Source organism: Desulfitobacterium chlororespirans DSM 11544 (assembly GCF_900143285.1).
Lineage (GTDB): Bacteria > Bacillota > Desulfitobacteriia > Desulfitobacteriales > Desulfitobacteriaceae > Desulfitobacterium > Desulfitobacterium chlororespirans.
Window position 1 is genome coordinate 191,748 of sequence record NZ_FRDN01000010.1, and the last position, 18,641, is coordinate 210,388.

Consider the following 18,641-nt stretch of genomic DNA (forward strand, 5'->3'; position numbering starts at 1 on the left):
GCTGCCACCTCCTAAACTTCATACTCATGGCTTTGGGGTTTCTTAGCGTCAAACTCTTCAGCCCTGGAAATATAATGGGTATGCAAAAGTTCTTCGGCTTTCTCACTCAAGGGCGAGGTTAAGAACCCGGCATAGACTTGCTTAATTTGCGGATTATCATGACTGTTGCGCAATTTGGCCTGGGCGTCGATTTTATATAAGGATGCGGCACGGGTGTTGCGCACCCTGTCTGAAGGAGGAGCCGATGACCGGGGCTGTCCGCCGCCGTATTGGCAGCCGCCGGGGCAGGCCATGACTTCGATGAAGGTCCAGGGAGAGTTCCCTGCTTTCACTTGTTCCATGATCTCTCTGGCATTATCCAGACCGGAAATGACTGCGATCTTGATCTCACCGGCACCGGGAATAGAAACTGCAGCCTCTTTGACCCCTGCCATGCCCCGTACCGGGGTTAATTGCCAAAGTGCGGCAGGGGGCTGTTCTCCTGTGACCAGATAATAGGCGGAGCGGACGGCCGCTTCCATAACGCCGCCGGTGGTTCCGAAGATCGCCCCGGCCCCGGTTGCCACACCCATCAGCTGATCATACTCTTCATCGGGAAGAGAGGGCAGATCGATCCCCGCTCTCTTGATCATGCGGGCCAGCTCTCTGGTGGTGAGGACCACATCCACATCAGGGGAAATCTGCTCATCGTGCCAATAGGTTTGAGCGGAAATCATTTCCGGACGCTGACACTCAAATTTCTTGGCTGTACAAGGCATGATAGCCACCGAAAAGATCTTCTGGGGCTCGACATGGTTCTTTTCCGCAAAATAAGTCTTAACCAAAGCCCCGGCCATCTGCTGGGGAGATTTGGCTGACGATAAATTGGGAAGGAGTTCAGGGTAATAATACTCGACAAATTTAACCCAACCCGGGCAGCAGGAGGTAAACTGGGGAAGAGGATGGTGCAATTCTCCTGTAATACGCTTAACCAGTTCTGTGCCTTCTTCCATAATGGTCAGATCCGCCGCGAAGTTCGTATCAAAAATCGCGTCAAAACCTAATTTTCGCAAAGCAGCGACTTGTTTGCCCTGGACATTGGTGCCCACAGGCATCCCAAATTCTTCCCCCAAGCCGATACGGGTGGCCGGCGCGGTCTGTACCACCACAGTGATATTGGGATCGGCGAGAGCCTTGGCTACTTGATCAATATCTTCGCGCTCGGAGATTGCTCCGGAGGGACACCAGTGGATACACTGTCCGCAATTGATGCAGGGAATTTCGTTTTTAAGGGGCAATTCGTAGTTCCCATACACGGATTGGATGGTTTTACATACTTCGATGCATTGCCCGCAGAGAATGCACTTCTGGTCATCTCTCTTCAGGGCAGGGTTTTCCGGATCAATGGGGACACGGCCGCGTACATTGGTGGGCCAGCCCCCCGGTTCATTGTATTGGGTCGGCATCCAGCCCTCTCCGCCCACCGCACTGGCTGGGGTAAGGGGTTGGCCGCAACCTGTTAAGCTCAGGGAGGCACCGGCTATACCCGCCCCCCCGGCGAATTTAAGGAAGGAGCGTCTGGACAAATTGCTTCCCTTTCCTGCCTTACTTTCCATGTCTACTACCACCTTTTTAGTATGTCTTTTGCATGATTGCTGTTGAAATCCAGACTGAAACGGGTGCTTTAATTGCATCATCAATAATTGCAGTTCATAGTATTTAATAAATTTAAGAATTTTCTTTCATTAGTATAAAAACCCACTTGCACTTGCAAGGGTATTTCTTTATAATTTTCAGAACTAATCTTGATGCTCCTTTCCAATAGGGTAGTTCGAACTGGCAAATTATGTAGTTTCAGTGATTCATCCTAATTGAAATTCAACATTTTTCTCTTTTTTCCTTCTAAAAATCATAAAATAGTCTAATATTTTCAAAACATCTCGCAACTCAGTTTATTATTTTTAAAATAAAAAACATCCACCTTTACAGTGGATGTTGTTAGGGATTATTGTAAATTATACTTTATTTAATTTAGGCTTCGGTTCGGATTCTCAAAGGATTCTATCCCATCACGATTGAGCTAAACAATCTTTCCATTCCATTCTTTGATAGGCATGGTCCACTTCTCGTTGCCTGTTCAATAGCTAGATAGATTATCTTTCTTAGGCCTCTTCGGTCGGGGAGGCGGTATTCGTTGGTTACTTTTCTAAGGTAATTGAACCATTTAAATCGTTTCTAAAAATGAATCCATATCCACCGTAAGGTAGAGTCCCTTGGCATCGGCCACTACTTTATCTCCATCTGTAACTTTCCCCTCTACATAGATCTTTCTTCCCTGGCGATTGGCAATCCATGCCTCGACAACCAGGTGGTGCCCGACTAGCGCAGGATTAATAAAGTTCGTATTTATGCTAAGTGTCAGCGTAGTTTCTCCAGACGACTCAACCGCATGAAACATTACTTCGTCCAATAACATACAGATGAACCCTCCGTGCATTAACCCGTCGAAACCTGAAAGATTCTCATGGACATCCAGTTCCATATGGGATTTTTCATTCACATTTATAGTTTTAAGATGAAGGCCAATCGGATTCTTTTCACCACAGACAAAGCAATTTTCAGCATACTCTTTTTCTGACATTTTGCTCATCCTTCCTAAAATGAACTTACCTTTTCCTATTTTACGTAATACCATTGACCGGAACGAGTTACTCTTTCCGCCTTTAATAATCGTTGCAGATGAAGTGTAATTGCCGCTTTCTCGGTTACTCTGCGGAATTCGTTAAAAGTTCTCACCGGTCCATAAAAAATATGCAAATGAGTTAATTCTTCGATAGTTGAAGGCTTTTTCAATGCTTTCAGCAGTTTGTCCTCTCTTTCACAAATAACATCCAGGAATTTTTGGAGTCTCAGCTCAATATTATCCCTGATTATTCCATTGTGTGAGGTTATTAAGACTGCGGGCTTTATTTCTTGGCACAATTCAACAGACCCGATAAAGTCGTCTATATTGCTGCATAAATGACCGTACCAAGGACCAAAAAGACGTGCATCGATCTCTGCACTAAAGAGTTGGGCATCATTAATAAGGAAACAGCAATGTCCCGGAGTATGACCCGGCGTATGGATAACCTTCAGGCGATTCTTACCGAAATCCAAGCTTTCTCCATCATATAATTTCCTTTTTATTGGCGTAGGATGGATATCATAGGTTCTTGCATATTCCTCCCAGACCTTACCCTCACCTAATTCATGAAACCCCAAATAGTCCCTGTAACAATTTAATGACTGGATTGCCGGAGCATCATCTTCATGAGCCCAGATTTCAGCCGAGGGAAATTTGTAATTATTCATAATATGATCAATATGGAAATGCGAATTAATGATGACATCAATGCCCTTTTCTTGAAGAAGTTCAATGTTTGCATCGCCACAGGCACAATCAATCAGGACTTTGATATCGTCATCAATAAGCAAGCTGTTTGAATACGGAGGACGTGCTTGATGCGGCGCCTCCATGAATTCAAGGTTCGCTCCAAGATCATTATTCATTGAACTCCTCCTTCCCAGAATCAAATGACTTCATGACAGTTCCCCTTTAGCATGCGCAATGCCTTCCGGTTGATTTTATGAACAGAAGTACGGGGAAGGGCATTGATGAATTCCACCTCGGTAGGCACCTTATAGGCGGCGAGATATTTGCGGCAAAAATCCTTGATCTCCAGGTCAGTCACCTGCTCTCCGTATTTAATCACTACATAAGCCTTCACAGTTTCTCCTCGTTTTAAGTCGGGGACTCCAATTACCGCCGCCTCTAATATTTGGGGGTGACTGTTTAATACATTTTCAACTTCAGAGCTAAAAACATTAAAACCGCTGCAAATGATCATGTCCTTTTTCCGATCAAGAATAAAGATAAACCCCTCTTCGTCCATATAGCCAATATCACCGGAATGCCACCACCCCTCCTGGAAATTCAATGCTGTTTCCTTGGGATTCTTCCAGTATTCTTTAACGATCTGGGGCCCCTTAAAGCATAATTCCCCCACTTGACCTAAGGGCAATTCTTTAGTACCCGTAGCTATATCCACCACTTTACAGTCGGTATTGGGATAAGGTATCCCTACACTTCCTGCTTTTCTTTTCCTTATCGGATTACTGGCAACGGCCATGGATGTCTCAGAAGCTCCATAGCCCTCGATAATCGGTACGCCAACCATGCTTTCAAATTTATTCATGAGGGATATGGGGATGGGCGAAGCTCCACACCCTATATGCTGCAGTTTATTCATTTTTGATTGGGCTAACCTGGGATGTAGGCATAAAGCCCCGATCAAAGCGGGAACCCCCAACCACACATTGGGTTCGTATTGGTTGACTGCCTCTAAAATATGATCCGGGGTAATTTCCGGTATGATAATAATGCTTCCGCCAATGAGAATATTGAAGTTAAATGTCGTTTGGAATCCATGAATATGATACATGGGAGTGGAGGATAAAACCTTATAATTCTCCAGGTCCACAAAGTATTGGCACATTTGTTTCCATCCCGCCGCCATGGCGATGAGATTAAAGTTTGTGATACAACATCCCTTGCTGACTCCCGTGGTGCCACCTGTATAAATAATCAGCGCAATATCATCAAGCGAGACCTCTTCCTCAGGTTCAACTTCCCGTCCCTTTTCAACCAAGTCGTTATACAGGATGAGAAATTCCTTTTCCTGAACCTTAAGGGGTGGCTTTTGGGTTGAAACCACGATTATTCTCTTCAGCGCATCTTGATTTTCCAGCAATATCTCGCAATTAAGGTCTAAGTTCAGATCTAAGCAAATAATCGTTTCCGCCTTACAATTAAGATACTGACATTGAAGCTCCCGCTTTGTATAGCGGGGATTTGTCGGTACGACAATTGCACCGATTTTAAAACAGGCATGTGCTGCAATTAAAAATTCAGGCATATTGGGAAGATTGATTACGACCCGATCTCCTTTTTTGATTCCCAAAGCCAACATCCCATTGGCCAATCTACAGGCTGATGTATTGGCTTCATAGTAAGCAATTATCTTGTTTAAATAATATATATAGGGCTTATTGGGCTGATTTTTGACCAAAGCAATAAACTGATCCTTCAAGGGTATATCGGTATAAACAGGTGAATGATCGACACCCGGATCATAGAATGGGTGCCAAGGTTTTCTTTCCATTCCTCCAGACCTCCTTAAAAATCCTTTTCTTTTTATCTTGCATTTTCAATGCCAATGTGAAACAACCCACTATCATGGGGTCTTGGGGAGGGCTGGGACGGGAAACCCCATTTATAGGAATTATCTGTCCCAAATTAAACCGTCCAAAATTTCTCATTAAACCCGGCGTTACTTCGTAATCAAAGCGCTGCTCTGCCAACCGTCAGGAAATTCACTGAATTTTCTCCTGGCATCATTATTGCATATCATCCAGGTGAGCTGACTTAAGAGAAAGTCAACTCCTGAACCCACTCGAAAGGACGAGGTGTATGTGTCATCATTGCTTCGGCTGTAGTCCCCATTGCTCAAACCGTCATGATGGGAGGCCTGCCCAGACCCCGCCCATTAAATGTCCTCTATGCGGACGAGCCAATCGTGTTGAAAATCAGCAATGCAAACGATGTGGAACAGGTTTGCACGAAGTTTCCCGGGAAGCTGACCTATCGTTCCAATCCAAATGCCTATATACCGGGAAGATATGTGACAGCCCTTGCCCACTGGCTGATAGGTTACACGATGATCATTGCGAAGAAACTCAATGTCCCAGAGGATGAGCAGAATTGTTTAGGTGAGAGAATTATTTAGGTGACAGAACGATTAACACAGAAGAAAGAAGCTGATCCTATGGCTGTTTTATATAGGATACCAGCTTCTTTTCTTTTCAGCTTCAGATTTGGAATTATTTTTAACTCCACTTAGAGTCAGTTCCTTTATCGCCTATAATGCCAACTCTTATGGTCTTCCGTCCGCTGTGCAAGTCTCTGATCCTCTCCACTCCACAACGAACTTGCCTGACTTGAGTTTTAAGGCTACGTACTTAACCTTTTGCGGGATATCCGGGAATCGTTTGCTATTGCGTGTTAATGCTTTGGCATAAAGCACAGCTAAGGTCTCATCTTCAATTTCTTCCTTATGATCATAGGCCTTTTTAGCATTTAAAATATCTTCTTCGGTGATTTTCAATTTTAGCTCCTCCTTTTTAATTCATTAAAAATATTTTATTAAAAATATTCATCAACAAAAATTTACAGAAACATCTAACCAAAAAAGGAGAATTTTTATTACTGTTAACTCAGTCCGGTGGCAAAGGATTTCCCCTTGCCACCAAATAAGGGTGAGTGAATTATTGGGGTGTAAACAATACCATTTTGGGCTTTCTGGCCATTTTCTCGGCGAGCTCCCCGACCGGACCATAACTGATCACCAAGGACTGGCAGTGCTGTGCGCAACTGGGCATTTTGCCCTGGGCTGTACGATCTTCGCACAGGTTGCATAGAGCTGTCGGAAAAGGAATATAGTTCAGGTCCCACTTCCCATCGGGGGTTTGGCGGGGGCCATCCTGGAGCAGCTTGATTCCATATTGATTCAGGGGGAGAGCTAGCTCCTTCATACAGGCAACTTCACAGGCATGGCAGCCGGTACAGTACTCGTAATCAATCAGCAAACCGTATCCTGATGTATCTTCCACTTTCAGACGGCTCTCAAGCCCTATTCTCGCCATGGGATTGGCGGATGCTTTTCCCTGGGTCTGATTAGAGAGTAGCTCTGACATAATCCCAACCTCCTCTTCTGGTGACTTGCTCACCAGGCATTACCTGACTATTTTCCTCAGTAACTTTGTAAACCCGGCACAGCAGGTTTTTATTGGGCGCTCCGTAACCGGTGGGGCCATTCTGGCATTGAGATGTCACATTATTGATATTGGAATCAAATACTCCAAATAAGCTGGGCTCTGCCCCTTCTTTTTCCGGGAACCACCAGCCATGCTCTGCGCTGACCACCCGGGGATCAATGGTATCCACATATTTGGCAATTTGTTTGCATCTGCCCCGCTTGCTTTCGATCCATACCCAATCACCGTCATTGATGCCAAGTTTTCCAGCTGTTTCAGGATGAATCTCTACTAAAGGCTGGGGATGGAACATTCTCATGGTCGGCTGCTGACGATGCTCAGAGTGGAAGAATTCCCAGGAACGTGCACCCGAAGTGAGCACCAGCGGATACTCCTTATAGAGCTCCGGTGTTGAATAAGGACTTTCAGGGGGTTCAACATGTGTGGGCAGGGGATCCACATCAAATGCTTCAAACAAATCGATGTACAATTGAACTTTGCCATCTGCAGTATTGAACCCAGGCTGTCTATCCCGGCGCAGCAGACCTTTTTCGTATTTTTTGTACGCCCATTCCGGGTAAACATAAACTTTTTCCTTAAGCTCCGTATAGGTCATTCCCTGAGTATTACCTCTTTCGCGGTACTTTTTGCCCTCCGGAGTCCATTCTCTTACTAAAGCCTCAGGGTACTTTTCCTTGTCATTACCCATTTTCCAGTTCATCCAATCCTGTACGTTTTCCCAGGGGAATGCTTCCGGGTGCAGGCGTTTGCCAAGTTCGAGTACAATCTGCTCGTCAGATTTGCACTCTTCATAATCCACGATCTTGGTTATGGCACGCAGCGGTGCAAACCATGCCCTGAAGCTGTCACGTTCCGCACTCATCCCTGCCGGGAGAACAATATCGGCACAAGCCACTGCCGTAGGCGTCATGAAAAGATCCACAACCACATTGAAGTCCACTTTTCTCATGGCTTCATAAATCCGGGGTGCTTCCGAGGCCATGTTGGCAATGGGATTGGTCGTTTGCAGCCACAACATTTTAACCGGATAGGGATGGCCACCATTTTCAATAGCAGTAAGCACCGAATCCCCATGAGCAGTTGAAGCCAATCCGTACTTTTTGAGAGGATTATTTTCATTGCCAAAACGTTTCTCCTGCATTTCCGGCGTAAGCCAGCTGTAACCGCAACTATAACCATCATCCACGTTATAGCCGCTCTTGGCGATAATATTGCCCCCGGGGACATCCGTATTTCCGGTTATGGCCCATAAGCTGTTGACAGCCTGGGCTGTGGCAATCCCCGTTACCTGCTGGTCTATGGCCAGCCCCCACTGGATCGCTGCCGGTTTAGCCGTCGCATAGCGGCGGGCTGCAGCTTCGATGATTTCCTTAGGAACCCAGGTAATCTTCTCAACCTCTTCGGGTGAGTATTCCTGAACTCTTTCTTCCAGTTCTTCAAATCCTGAGCACCAGTTTTCAACAAAGTCATGATCATAAAGATCTTCGTTGATAATGACATTGAGCATACCCATGGCCAAAGCACAATCCGTTCCCGGTCTGAGCTGCAGCCAATACTCTGCCCTTGCGGCCAGCCAGGTCAGACGGGGGTCAACAACGATGAGTTTTGCTCCCATTCTCATCTCATCGACGATCCAGTGTCCAAAGAATCCATCGCCATTGGTAATGACCGGATTATTCCCCCAGATCATAATGACTTCCGGATTTTTAAATTCAGGGTTATCATAACGCTCTTCAAAGAATTGGGCACAATCACAAACAAAGAAATCGCTGTTCATAACGGCTTGCTGCGCTGCTCTGGGGAGATAACAAGAGTCACCGCTCAGGAACCCCAGCACATAGTTCGGGCTGCCAAAGGCCGCGTAGGTTAAATAGGGTACCTGCCAGATAATGTTTCGGCCTGTCCCTTCCATGCCAACTATGGTTTCCGGTCCAAATTCCCTTTGAATAGTTCTTACCTTTTCGACAATAATATCATAGGCTTCATCCCAGCTAATTCTTTCCCATTTGTTTTCACCACGTTCGCCCACACGCTTAAGCGGCCATTTTAAGCGTTGGGGGCTATGGTATGCCTCAACCTGATTCAGACAACGCATACACAATCTCCCCATGTTATAAGGGTTATCGAGATCCCCTTCGACCTTAATCAATTTGCCGTCTTTCGTATAATAGAGAAGGCCGCATCCATCATGGCATCCCGGCCCTGACCAATGGGTGGAGCGGGTCACTGTGTATTCGCCTTCCTGCCACTGCCATTCCTTATTGGACATTTGAAATTCCCCTCCTTAAAGCATCAATTCAAAATTTAAGATCCACCTTTTTAAAGGATATACCCTCCTGAATTATGGCTCTTCCATACGCTTCGTTGGATCACCCGACCCAGGCTTTCCGTTGAAGCCACAATTGCTGCAAATTTTATGGCTATCCGGCATTTGCTTGCCGCATTCCGGACAGGTAATCTTTGCTTCAGGCAGGGGATTACCACACTTCTTACAGGTTTTAAACACACCTGGATTTCTTGCCCCGCATTCCGGGCATTTTTTAGGTGCCGCTACTTCCGGCGGTCTGAAACACATAATTTATCACTCCCTTCATCTGCATAACTTCCGCATGGCTTTTGAACACAGACATATAATTGCAATTATCGTGCCATATACTAAAAACCCTATAATTCTCGGGTATTTAAATGCCCTGGGACATAAATCGCCGATTGTGAAATCACCCAGTCCCATATTGAATTTATGCCCTTAAGAATGTGGATTGTGCGATAAATAGTTCCCACAACCCACTGGTTTACTGATATAATTTAGGTACAAGTAGCATGTTATTCTTATCGTTCTTATAGTTTGTAATATCTAAGCGATCAAAAAGTTGGGATTAACTGCTCAGCCAATCTTGTGAAAAATGGCTTATAAATGAGGGGGATTAATATGCAATCTTTGCAAGAATTGCTAAGTCCACTTATTAAGGACGACAGAGTCCTTATGGATAAGATAAAACAGCAAAAACTTGATGTAATTCGTAAGTGTATTGATCCCTCCGCGGTAAAAGAGGTTAGACCGGAAATCGTTGAATCCTGGCTTCGCTCCTCTGAAAATGGTCTTGACCCTCGTCATTATGACTATCCTCCGCAGATGGATCCTCTGATGTTTGAGCAGCTGCTGAGGAAAAAGGCCTTGTTGATACAAGCCTCCACTCCCTTCATTCACCACCTGGAAAACATGCTCTCCCATGTAGAATGCTATATTATTATCAGCGATGAGCAAGGAGTCATCCTCAGTGTCGTCAAAGCACTGGGGGGAAATGGATTCAAGCTGGAAGCCGGTACGATCTGGACGGAAAAAACCATCGGAACCTGTTCCCATGGCATGTGTATTCTTCTCAAAAGCCCTATCCAGCTCTGCGGCCCTGAACATTTCAGTCATATTTTTGAGAACATTGCCTGTTCATCTGCTCCTATCTTTGATGAGAATGGTAATTTGGAAGGTACTCTTACCATCACCAGCCCTAACTTGCGCAGCCATAACTCCCAAACTCTGGGATTAGCCATAAGCATGGCCATGGGCATTCAGAAACAGTTTCAAATTGCCTTACAGAACGAGATATTTGATGCCGCACTGGAAAACACTGAAGAGATCATGTTGTTTTCAGATGACGATGGCAAAATCATCCGAACCAATATGAATGCTTTAAAAATAATCGAACTCTTTGGCAGAGATCTGATCGGTTCTCAGGTGGAAGACGTTCTTGGGGAGCAGCCCTTCTTTAAATCAGTTGTAGAGACAGGAAATACACTTTCACATATTGATTTTCAGCTTAAATACACCAAGAAAAAGCTGTTTCTCACTTCAATAAAGCCGATTAAAAGCAAGGAGAAAATTTCAGGTTACATCGTATTGTTGAAAGAAACCGACCACATAAAAAAAGCTGCTAAGTCACCCTACGCAGCAATGGTTAAATTCACTTTTGACACTATCATTGGCTCATCTCCACAATCCATGAAGCTGAAAAGTATGGCGAAGAAATTCGCTCATTTTAACTCCAATATTCTTATTCAAGGAGAAAGCGGCACAGGTAAAGATGTCTATGCTCAGGCAATCCACTTTGAAAACCGGCCCAATGGTCCCTACATTGCCGTAAACTGTGCCGCGATTCCACAAAATCTCATCGCCAGCGAGTTATTCGGCTATGAAGGGGGAGCATTCACGGGCGCCGAGCGCCAGGGCAAACCTGGGAAAATAGAACTTGCCAATGGCGGGACTCTTTTTCTCGATGAGATTGGGGATATGCCTCTGGAATTGCAGGCGGTACTGCTGCGGGTGCTGGAAGATAAAATGATCATGCACGTGGGAGGAAGCCGTTACATCCCCGTGGATTTCCGGTTGATTACAGCAACCAATAAGAACCTGCTGGATCTGGTAAAAAACAATCAATTCCGGGAGGATTTATACTATCGGATCTCCGTCTTTAAGTTAAGCGTCCCTCCCTTAAGGGAAAGGGGCTCAGACATCGTCCAGTTGATTGAACACTTTATCCGTATCTATTCCAGTAATCAAGGTATTGACGAACCTATCCTGAGTAATTCAGCAAAATACTTATTGCTCCAGTATAATTGGCCCGGGAATGTGCGGCAGTTACAGAATACGATTTCCTATGCCGTCTGCATGAGCAACGAAGGGATTATACGCCCTGAAAATCTCCCCGAGGAAATTCTGAGTTATCAGCCTCCCTCCGGCTCAACCTTGGCTCAGCCGGAACCGGAACCATCACCCAATGAAATTATTCTGGACAACACCCCTTCCATGAAAGAGATTGAGAAAAAAGCTATTATAAAGGCTCTGCATGAAAGCAACAACCACATCCGGGGTGCTGCCAAGATCCTGGGACTAAGTAAATCAACCCTCTATCGCAAAATAAAAGAATACGAGATCAGTTAAACCAAGAAAAGGGCATGTCGTTTGTAAGTAACGACGGCCCTTTTTTCATGAGCAGCCGCCGGCATGCCCATCCGAAAATCGAAAGCGCTTAAGGCGGAACAGGGAAAGAAAAGGGAGCATCATCGACTGCTTAAAAAAAGCAATTTTTCGACACTCCCTCAAGAATTATCAGGAATTATTAGGAATAGCTCTCTTTAGTCAATAATCCCTTTTCCTTTTAAAGCCTCAATATCACTGTCACTGTAGTCCAGCAGCTCTTTGAGGATTTTCTCAGTATCCTGACCTAAGTAAGGGGCACCACGCCATACTTGCCCTGGAGTCTCCGACATTTTAGGTACAAAACCAAATGCTTCAACTTCCTTATTCAGGGTCTGATCGGTGTATTTCACCCAATCCCCTCTTTGATGCCAATGAGGCAGGTTATAGGTGTCTTCAGCGCTTCTTACAAAGGCAGCGCCAACTTTATTATTAATACAAATGTTTACAGCCTCTTCAGCGTCATGTTCCATGAAGAATTTGGCGAAGGTGGCATCCAATTCCTGGCCTAGTGGGCTTGCCACAGCTTCAGCATTCCCCCCTGCTTTTTCATAGGGGAACTTCTCGAGGTCGATGCCAAAGCCCTTTAAGGTTTTTTCATAGGCCGTTTTACCATAAGCACCTAAATTGACATACTTTCCGTCTTTGGTGGCGAAAACACCTCCGGGCTGGTAATTCTTCTGCTTAATTCCTTGTCTTTGCTTGAGAATTTGTTTTTGGGTCCAGAGTGTAAAGTTATCATCCATAACCCGCATCCAGCCTTCAGTCAAGCTGACATCAATAACTTGCCCCTTGCCCGTCTTTTGGCTGTTCATATAGGCCATTAAAATTCCATTCACTGCGAACAATCCGTTCAAATAATCACCGACATATTGTTGAGCATAATAAGGTTCTATATCCGGCCACCCCTGCAATAATGCCCAACCGGATTCAGATTGTCCGAGAGGATCATAGCCAGGCCTGTTCAAATGTTTTGGGTCACCGCCAAATGCCGGTGTACCGTATCCGCTGATATGGCAAATAACTAATTTCGGATTGACTTCCAATAACAATTCATCGGTAATACCCAGTTTATCAATCCAAACCATGTTCTCAATCCAGACATCCGAGTTTTTAATCAGAGATAAAAAGATCTCTTTGGATTCGGGGACATTAAGATTCGTCTCTAAGGCAAAGCTCAGCTTGTTTCTGGCATTTTGCATCCAGGCACCGCTGATGGATCTGTCTCCTTCAACAATCTGAGGTCTTTGATGGCGTGCCGGGTCTCCTCCGACTTTAGGTCTTTCCAGGGCGATAACTTCGGCTCCGAAGTCACTCATCATGGTAGCGCTGAAAGGTGCTGCTACGACTGTCCCATTGAGCAGAACCCGAATACCCGTGAGAGGTCCAAATACAGGAGTAAACAGTGGAGCCGGTTTATGTTCGATCTTTTCCCATCGGTTCATAGTTCAATTCCTCCTAATGTTTTTTTAGATGTATAGGGGTGTGATGAATCAGCCTAAGCTCTCTTCATCAATGTCTATAGCAGAGGTATCCCCGATTTCAAGTACTTTTCTTATTACAAAAATCTCGGGCAAAACATTTTTAGTGTAGAAACGGGCACTGGCGATTTTTCCTTTATAGAACTTGGCGTCGGGATGATTCTCCCCTATTTCATTGAGTTTCTTATTGGCCAGCAGCGCTTGATCCATAATGAGTCTGGAGCAGTAAAGCATTGAAGAAGCATGAAGAATCCTTGTCGAGAATAACGGCATCATCTGAGCTTTGCCCTCTTGCCTATAGTTTTGCAGCTGACCGATAATCCCTTCGTACTCCTGGAAAGCATCCTTGAGAATCTTGAATTCAACTTCAAAACCTTTCTTAGTTTCATTTATTTCAATGAAGGTGGCAATATCATCTAACCAATTCCTGAACACCTTGCCCTTGTTCATACTGAATTTACGGCCAACCAAATCAAGGGACTGAATAAAGTTGGTTCCTTCCCAGATCGAACAAATCTTGACATCCCGTGCAGCTTGCTCAACCTGATATTCAGATACATAACCGTATCCACCATGGACCTGGATAGCTTCCGCGATCAGGGGCCAAGCCATATCTGTGGCATAGGCTTTGCACATGGGATTGCTGATCTGGAACATTCCATCGGCAAATTCCCGCTCTTCCGGATCTTCACTATCGTGGGAAAGGTCAAGATAATAACAACTCTTGAGGATCAGCGCTCTGATCGCCTCAATGCAGGATTTTTGCAGCATCAGCATACGGCGAACATCCTCATGTTCGACAATGCGAACCTTGGGGCCTTTGGGATCCGTAAATTTGGTGCCTTGGACACGGATTTTTGCATATTCGCGGGCTAAGTTAAAGGCCTGAGATGCAGCAGCCAGCCCCTGAATACCGGTATTCAAACGTTCCTCATTCATCATGACAAACATCTGAGCAATACCTTGACCTTTGCCGCTCTCATCCGGTGGCTCCCCGATGATATATCCACGGCAATTATCATTTTCACCATAGCTTAGGGAACAGGTGGGGGAGCCATGCTGACCCATTTTCTCTTCAATACCCGTGGTAATGACATCGTTAAACTCACCCAGACTGCCATCATCGTTGACCCAATATTTCGGCACGACGAACAGTGATAATCCTGCTGTACCTGGGCGGGCCCTCTCTGTCCGTGCTAAGACAAGATGAATAAAATTCTCACAAAGATCATGATCCCCAGCTGTAATAAACAATTTATTCCCTTTGATTTTATAGATTCCTGGTTCATCTGTGGCAAAAGCTTTGGTGACATTAGCACCTACATCAGTCCCTGCACCCGGCTCGGTCAAATTCATGGTGCCTGCCCATTTCCCTTCACACATCTTCGGCAGAAACTTTTGCTTGATCAATTCGCTGCCGTGCTGCTGAATAAGGGATATTGCCCCGGAATTCAGACCCCAGAAACCCGTGAAAGCTAACCCCGCATGGCTGAGAATTTCATAATTGGCCTGAACCAGGGTATAGGGAAGATGTCCCTCAGCTTCACGGTCCGCATTGCTCGCTCCCAGACCTGCGTCATTAATCGTCTTATAGGCCTTTTTAAAGGAATCCGGGGTAACCACTTTGCCATCCTTGAAATGAACACCAATTTTGTCGGAATCCTCATTGATCAGAGAAATCTCATCTCGGCAGATTTTATAGGTTGTGTCAATAATTGGGTCGATCTCTTCCCTGCTGTAATAGTCCTGATAGTCCGGCAGGGAAAAGATCTTATCCATATCCAGCCATTCCTTAAGCACAAATTTCAGTTCTCTCATGTCGTACAAGAAGTTTTTACCAGCCAAAGTCATTCCTCCCGCTAAAGTATATTTATTATTTCATTTTAAGATTGAGCGCTCGTTCTTATTTAATAAATAGTAACCGCCATAAGTAGAGCAACCATCAGGCAAATGAACCCTCCGCACAATCCAAAAAGAAACATTTGTCTATAAACATCCTTATGTCTTACACCAAATACAGCCATGCAAGAGAATAAGAAGCCGCTATGTGGCATAGCTGAGAAAACAGCGGAACTTAACGATGAAATCCGATGGACAACCTGTGGATCGATACCGGCAGCTATCCAAGTCTGACCAAATGTGGGGATAACAATTCCCAAGGCGCCCGATGCCGAAGCTGTAACCATGGAAATAAAGCCGGTAATGATGGGAATCTGAGTTAAGGCACCACCAGGAGCTGCACTCATCCCGACTTGTAAGACCTGGAAGCCGGGAGATGCAAAGACAACGGCTCCCACACCTGCGGCTGCAGCAGTAAATATAATGGGGAGCAAAGAATTAGTAGCTCCGGCATTAAGTGTCTTCAGTTGATTGGGTATATAGGGATTAAGACATAATGCAGCCAGAACAACCGCAACAAGCAGTGCCGGAACGACAAGATTAGGAATTTTCATGGCACTGCCGACGAAGATGATGACAATCAGGACCACCATAGGCAGGATTGACAAAAAGAGGGGGGGTACTTTCGAGGTGTCACCAAGGTCAATCACCTGACCACTTTCTGAATAGGTCTCTCCTGAGGCAACCATTCGTTTCAACTCATATTTCATCATGAAATAACCATAGGTGGCGGATACAAGACTGATCACAACACTCATCAAAGGTGCAGCGGTCAGGGTTGTGCCCAGTTGTGTCGGTATAACATTCTGAATGGAAGGGACTCCTGGTACCATGGTCATGGTAAAGGTCGTGCCACCGTAGATCATCGGGACCATGACGAGACGCCAGGGCAAGTTTAATTCTTTAAAGATGGGTCTGCAAAGTGCGACGACTGTAAAGATAACAATAAATAAGCTGATTCCTCCGTAAGTCAATACCGCAGCAATGATGGATATGGCGACCATGACTTTCATGGGGCTGTCTTTACCTACTAATTTGAAAATCCCATTGGCAATGCTCACAGTTGCTTTACTATCTTCCAGGTACTTGCCTAACAAGGCACCCAGGATAAATATGGGCAGATATGATGTAATAAATCCTCCGACTGCTGTTAAATAGGCGCCTTTACCAGCAAAAAAGGCCGTTTGGAATTCCATGCCATTGGTCAAGATGATTAAGACTGCGGCAAAGGGCGCAATAATTACAATGTTGAAGCCTTTCCATGCCATGACCACCAATATGACAATAGCTAAGAGGACACCTATTGGCGCTAACCAACTCATAATGCCTACCTCCTAATTTTTTTATCAGCTTAATCCAGTCCATCTTTAAAGTTCTTTAATTGCTTTGACCATTTTTATAATCTTAGCCGCTCTTTCATTCATAAATTGCTGTGGATCAACACCTGTATAATCAAATACACCTTTACCGGATTTCAGGCCAAGTTCACCTTTGGCGATCAATTCCTTACCCAAAGAATTACCGATTTCGGTGTCATTGCATAATGATTTATGAACACCTACGGATACAGACGTGGTCAAATCCCAGCCGACAATGTCATAAAGAGCCATGGGGCCTTCAAAAGCATAGCGAATGCCACTGGTATTTCTTATGGCACTATCTATATCCTGTGCTGAAACCCACCCCTGTGTAACCATATACCCCGCTTCACGGGTAATGGCGGTAGCTATGCGATTAACAATAAATCCCGGGATGTATTCTTTAAGTACTGCAGGTTCCTTGCCCACCTGAATCAGGAAAGCTTTCACTTTAGCCAGTGTCTCCTCTGAAGTCTTGGGTCCCATAACCACCTCGACCAGATCCATAATAAACGGCGGGTTAAAATAGTGGGTGATGATTTGGCGTTCCGGATGTGACACAGGAGCAATTTCAAAGATGTTTGAAGCCGAGGTATTGCTGCAGAGAATGCAATCGGAAGCACATAGTTTGTCAAGTTGTGCAAAGGTTTCCCTTTTGACATCAGCATTCTCAAAAACACTTTCCAGAACAAGGTCAGCTTGAGGGGCACATTTCTCCAAGTCTGTCTCATAGCTGATCAGTGTCCTGGTCTTTTCCGCTTCTTCCTGGGTTGCCAGACCTTCCTTGATAAGGTTTTCCATGTTATTGGCAATCAATTGCTTAGCCCGGTCCAGTTGCTCAGGAAACTTATCGTAAAGAGCCACCTGGAACCCCTTACAAGCATAGAGTTGAGCAATTCCGCTTCCCATAACTCCAGCGCCTACGACTAACAGCTTCCAATTTTCAAACATAGCGATCACCCTTTCGTTTTGCTGACGATACCTTACTCTTTAGGCAATACAGGCAGCTGAATGAGGTTGACATTGGCAGGATCGATCTTTAACTTTCCTGCGGCCATTTGATGGACGATATCTACGACCTGCTGATTAACCGGTGTTGGCACGCCATATTTTGCGCCCAGTTTACACTGTACTCCGTTATAGGTTGTATCTATTTCGGGGTATCGCCCGGCTTCAATATCGTAGAGCATTCCTGTCCGAATATTGCGATGGGATTCTACACAGGCCTTTAAACCAGGTATATTCCCTTCCCGCTCTTTTTCGGTTGTGAAAGCCAGTGCAGCATAATCATCCCCTTGGAAAGGTTCCGGTGTCACACCGGCGGCTTTGGCTATAGCCATGGATTCATTGAGAATATGTGCCGAGCAGCGGATGGCGTGAGGATTATCCAGGACGTCCCCAAAGGTTCCCGCCACAACTGCCGACATACCGCTAAAGCAGCAATTCGAAGTCCATTTGCTCCATCGTGTACCGATCAGATTGGTAAGCATTCTGGGGTTACCTGCTTTTGACAAAATTTCAGCGACTTGCCTTAAGCGGTCCGTGATTTGTCCATCCTGTTCTCCGATCTCATAGGTCATGTGATCCGGCTCGGAAGTAAGCTTAGAAACCCCGGGTTCAATCCAGGTAGCTCCCCATCCCGTGATCTGGCCAAGGACTCTCTCTTTGCCAATGACTTCATTTAATGTTTCCTCAGGCATGCCATTTTGTCCTGTGATGACGATTCCATCGGGTTTCAGGTACTTTGCAACATAGGGTAAAGCACTCTCATCCTGGGTGCTCTTTGTCAAGTAAAAGATAAGATCATAGGGCTCTGTCATTTCATCCGGAGTCAGAGCCTTCACGGGTTGAACCAAATCCATGAGACCGATAATTTTGGCGCCCTTCTCATTGAGGGCCTTCACATGGGCTGCATTAACATCAATAAGATCCATTTCGTATCCATGTTTTGTTAACAAAGCACCGAGAATTGTACCAAGAGAGCCTGCTCCCATTACTGCCATCTTCATAGGAAATTCCTCCTTTAAATTAAGAAGCTGAATCAATGGGGTTACCTGTGGTCAGCTGATTTTTATG

15 protein-coding genes are annotated in these 18,641 nt (G+C 45.2%); 2 read left to right on the plus strand and 13 right to left on the minus strand.

Annotation, left to right across the window (positions count from 1 at the left end):
* Positions 1-11: 11 nt before the first annotated feature.
* From BUA14_RS16800 to BUA14_RS16815, 4 genes are all read right to left on the minus strand, one after another.
* Positions 12-1,595, minus strand: a complete 1,584-nt coding sequence (locus BUA14_RS16800) for a [FeFe] hydrogenase, group A (RefSeq protein WP_072773667.1) — start codon at positions 1,593-1,595, stop codon at positions 12-14.
* Positions 1,596-2,203: 608 nt separating this feature from the next.
* Positions 2,204-2,620 carry a PaaI family thioesterase gene (locus BUA14_RS16805; protein WP_072773668.1) on the minus strand — a complete coding sequence of 139 codons (417 nt, stop codon included), beginning with the start codon at positions 2,618-2,620 and terminating at the stop codon, positions 2,204-2,206.
* Positions 2,621-2,655: 35 nt separating this feature from the next.
* Positions 2,656-3,531, minus strand: a complete 876-nt coding sequence (locus tag BUA14_RS16810; RefSeq protein ID WP_072773669.1) for an MBL fold metallo-hydrolase — start codon at positions 3,529-3,531, stop codon at positions 2,656-2,658.
* 20 nt (positions 3,532-3,551) lie between these two features.
* Positions 3,552-5,183: an AMP-binding protein gene (locus BUA14_RS16815; RefSeq protein ID WP_072773670.1), complete on the minus strand. Its 1,632-nt coding sequence runs from the start codon at positions 5,181-5,183 to the stop codon at positions 3,552-3,554.
* A gap of 414 nt (positions 5,184-5,597) precedes the next feature.
* On the opposite strand from BUA14_RS16815, the gene BUA14_RS16820 reads away from it, so the two are divergent.
* Positions 5,598-5,807 (plus strand): hypothetical protein, encoded by a 210-nt coding sequence (locus tag BUA14_RS16820; protein ID WP_242954676.1) that lies wholly within the window; start codon positions 5,598-5,600, stop codon positions 5,805-5,807.
* A 147-nt stretch (positions 5,808-5,954) separates the two neighbouring features.
* On the opposite strand, the gene BUA14_RS16825 is transcribed toward BUA14_RS16820, so the two are convergent.
* The 4 genes from BUA14_RS16825 to BUA14_RS16840 all read right to left on the minus strand — a co-directional run bounded on the left by BUA14_RS16825 (position 5,955) and on the right by BUA14_RS16840 (position 9,430).
* Positions 5,955-6,185, minus strand: coding sequence for a hypothetical protein (locus tag BUA14_RS16825; RefSeq protein WP_072773671.1), 231 nt, complete (start codon positions 6,183-6,185; stop codon positions 5,955-5,957).
* A 160-nt stretch (positions 6,186-6,345) separates the two neighbouring features.
* Positions 6,346-6,774 carry a 4Fe-4S dicluster domain-containing protein gene (locus BUA14_RS16830; RefSeq protein ID WP_084078683.1) on the minus strand — a complete coding sequence of 143 codons (429 nt, stop codon included), beginning with the start codon at positions 6,772-6,774 and terminating at the stop codon, positions 6,346-6,348.
* Entirely contained in the window at positions 6,755-9,124 is a 2,370-nt protein-coding gene (locus BUA14_RS16835) for a molybdopterin-dependent oxidoreductase (protein ID WP_072773672.1), read from the minus strand. Before BUA14_RS16835 ends, BUA14_RS16830 begins: the two co-directional genes overlap by 20 nt.
* A gap of 72 nt (positions 9,125-9,196) precedes the next feature.
* Positions 9,197-9,430, minus strand: coding sequence for a zinc-ribbon domain-containing protein (locus BUA14_RS16840; protein WP_072773673.1), 234 nt, complete (start codon positions 9,428-9,430; stop codon positions 9,197-9,199).
* A gap of 354 nt (positions 9,431-9,784) precedes the next feature.
* On the opposite strand from BUA14_RS16840, the gene BUA14_RS16845 reads away from it, so the two are divergent.
* Entirely contained in the window at positions 9,785-11,791 is a 2,007-nt protein-coding gene (locus BUA14_RS16845; protein ID WP_084078685.1) for a sigma-54-dependent Fis family transcriptional regulator, read from the plus strand.
* Positions 11,792-11,985: 194 nt separating this feature from the next.
* Here BUA14_RS16845 and BUA14_RS16850 read toward each other — a convergent pair whose 3' ends face one another.
* Genes BUA14_RS16850 through BUA14_RS16870 form a run of 5 tightly spaced genes read right to left on the minus strand, consistent with a single transcriptional unit; the run spans position 11,986 to position 18,574 of the window.
* Positions 11,986-13,272 (minus strand): CoA transferase, encoded by a 1,287-nt coding sequence (locus BUA14_RS16850; protein ID WP_072773674.1) that lies wholly within the window; start codon positions 13,270-13,272, stop codon positions 11,986-11,988.
* A gap of 48 nt (positions 13,273-13,320) precedes the next feature.
* The gene (locus BUA14_RS16855; protein ID WP_072773675.1) at positions 13,321-15,159 is read right to left on the minus strand and encodes an acyl-CoA dehydrogenase; all 1,839 of its coding nucleotides are present in this window, start codon (positions 15,157-15,159) and stop codon (positions 13,321-13,323) included.
* Positions 15,160-15,215: 56 nt separating this feature from the next.
* A complete protein-coding gene (locus tag BUA14_RS16860; protein ID WP_072773676.1) occupies positions 15,216-16,529 on the minus strand; it encodes a GntP family permease in 1,314 nt (437 codons plus the stop codon).
* Positions 16,530-16,574: 45 nt separating this feature from the next.
* Positions 16,575-17,516: a 3-hydroxyacyl-CoA dehydrogenase family protein gene (locus BUA14_RS16865; protein ID WP_072773677.1), complete on the minus strand. Its 942-nt coding sequence runs from the start codon at positions 17,514-17,516 to the stop codon at positions 16,575-16,577.
* A gap of 32 nt (positions 17,517-17,548) precedes the next feature.
* Complete coding sequence (locus tag BUA14_RS16870; protein WP_072773678.1) at positions 17,549-18,574, minus strand: ketopantoate reductase family protein; 1,026 nt, start codon at positions 18,572-18,574, stop codon at positions 17,549-17,551.
* Positions 18,575-18,641 lie beyond the last annotated feature (67 nt).

Excerpts from the sequence above, each read along its gene's own strand:
- BUA14_RS16800 (WP_072773667.1), bottom strand. The coding sequence starts at position 1,595 with ATGGAAAGTAAGGCAGGAAAGGGAAGCAATTTGTCCAGACGCTCCTTC.
- BUA14_RS16805 (WP_072773668.1), bottom strand. The coding sequence starts at position 2,620 with ATGTCAGAAAAAGAGTATGCTGAAAATTGCTTTGTCTGTGGTGAAAAG.
- BUA14_RS16810 (WP_072773669.1), bottom strand. The coding sequence starts at position 3,531 with ATGAATAATGATCTTGGAGCGAACCTTGAATTCATGGAGGCGCCGCAT.
- BUA14_RS16815 (WP_072773670.1), bottom strand. The coding sequence starts at position 5,183 with ATGGAAAGAAAACCTTGGCACCCATTCTATGATCCGGGTGTCGATCAT.
- BUA14_RS16830 (WP_084078683.1), bottom strand. The coding sequence starts at position 6,774 with ATGTCAGAGCTACTCTCTAATCAGACCCAGGGAAAAGCATCCGCCAAT.
- BUA14_RS16835 (WP_072773672.1), bottom strand. The coding sequence starts at position 9,124 with ATGTCCAATAAGGAATGGCAGTGGCAGGAAGGCGAATACACAGTGACC.
- BUA14_RS16840 (WP_072773673.1), bottom strand. The coding sequence starts at position 9,430 with ATGTGTTTCAGACCGCCGGAAGTAGCGGCACCTAAAAAATGCCCGGAA.
- BUA14_RS16845 (WP_084078685.1), top strand. The coding sequence starts at position 9,785 with ATGCAATCTTTGCAAGAATTGCTAAGTCCACTTATTAAGGACGACAGA.
- BUA14_RS16850 (WP_072773674.1), bottom strand. The coding sequence starts at position 13,272 with ATGAACCGATGGGAAAAGATCGAACATAAACCGGCTCCACTGTTTACT.
- BUA14_RS16855 (WP_072773675.1), bottom strand. The coding sequence starts at position 15,159 with ATGACTTTGGCTGGTAAAAACTTCTTGTACGACATGAGAGAACTGAAA.
- BUA14_RS16860 (WP_072773676.1), bottom strand. The coding sequence starts at position 16,529 with ATGAGTTGGTTAGCGCCAATAGGTGTCCTCTTAGCTATTGTCATATTG.
- BUA14_RS16865 (WP_072773677.1), bottom strand. The coding sequence starts at position 17,516 with ATGTTTGAAAATTGGAAGCTGTTAGTCGTAGGCGCTGGAGTTATGGGA.
- BUA14_RS16870 (WP_072773678.1), bottom strand. The coding sequence starts at position 18,574 with ATGAAGATGGCAGTAATGGGAGCAGGCTCTCTTGGTACAATTCTCGGT.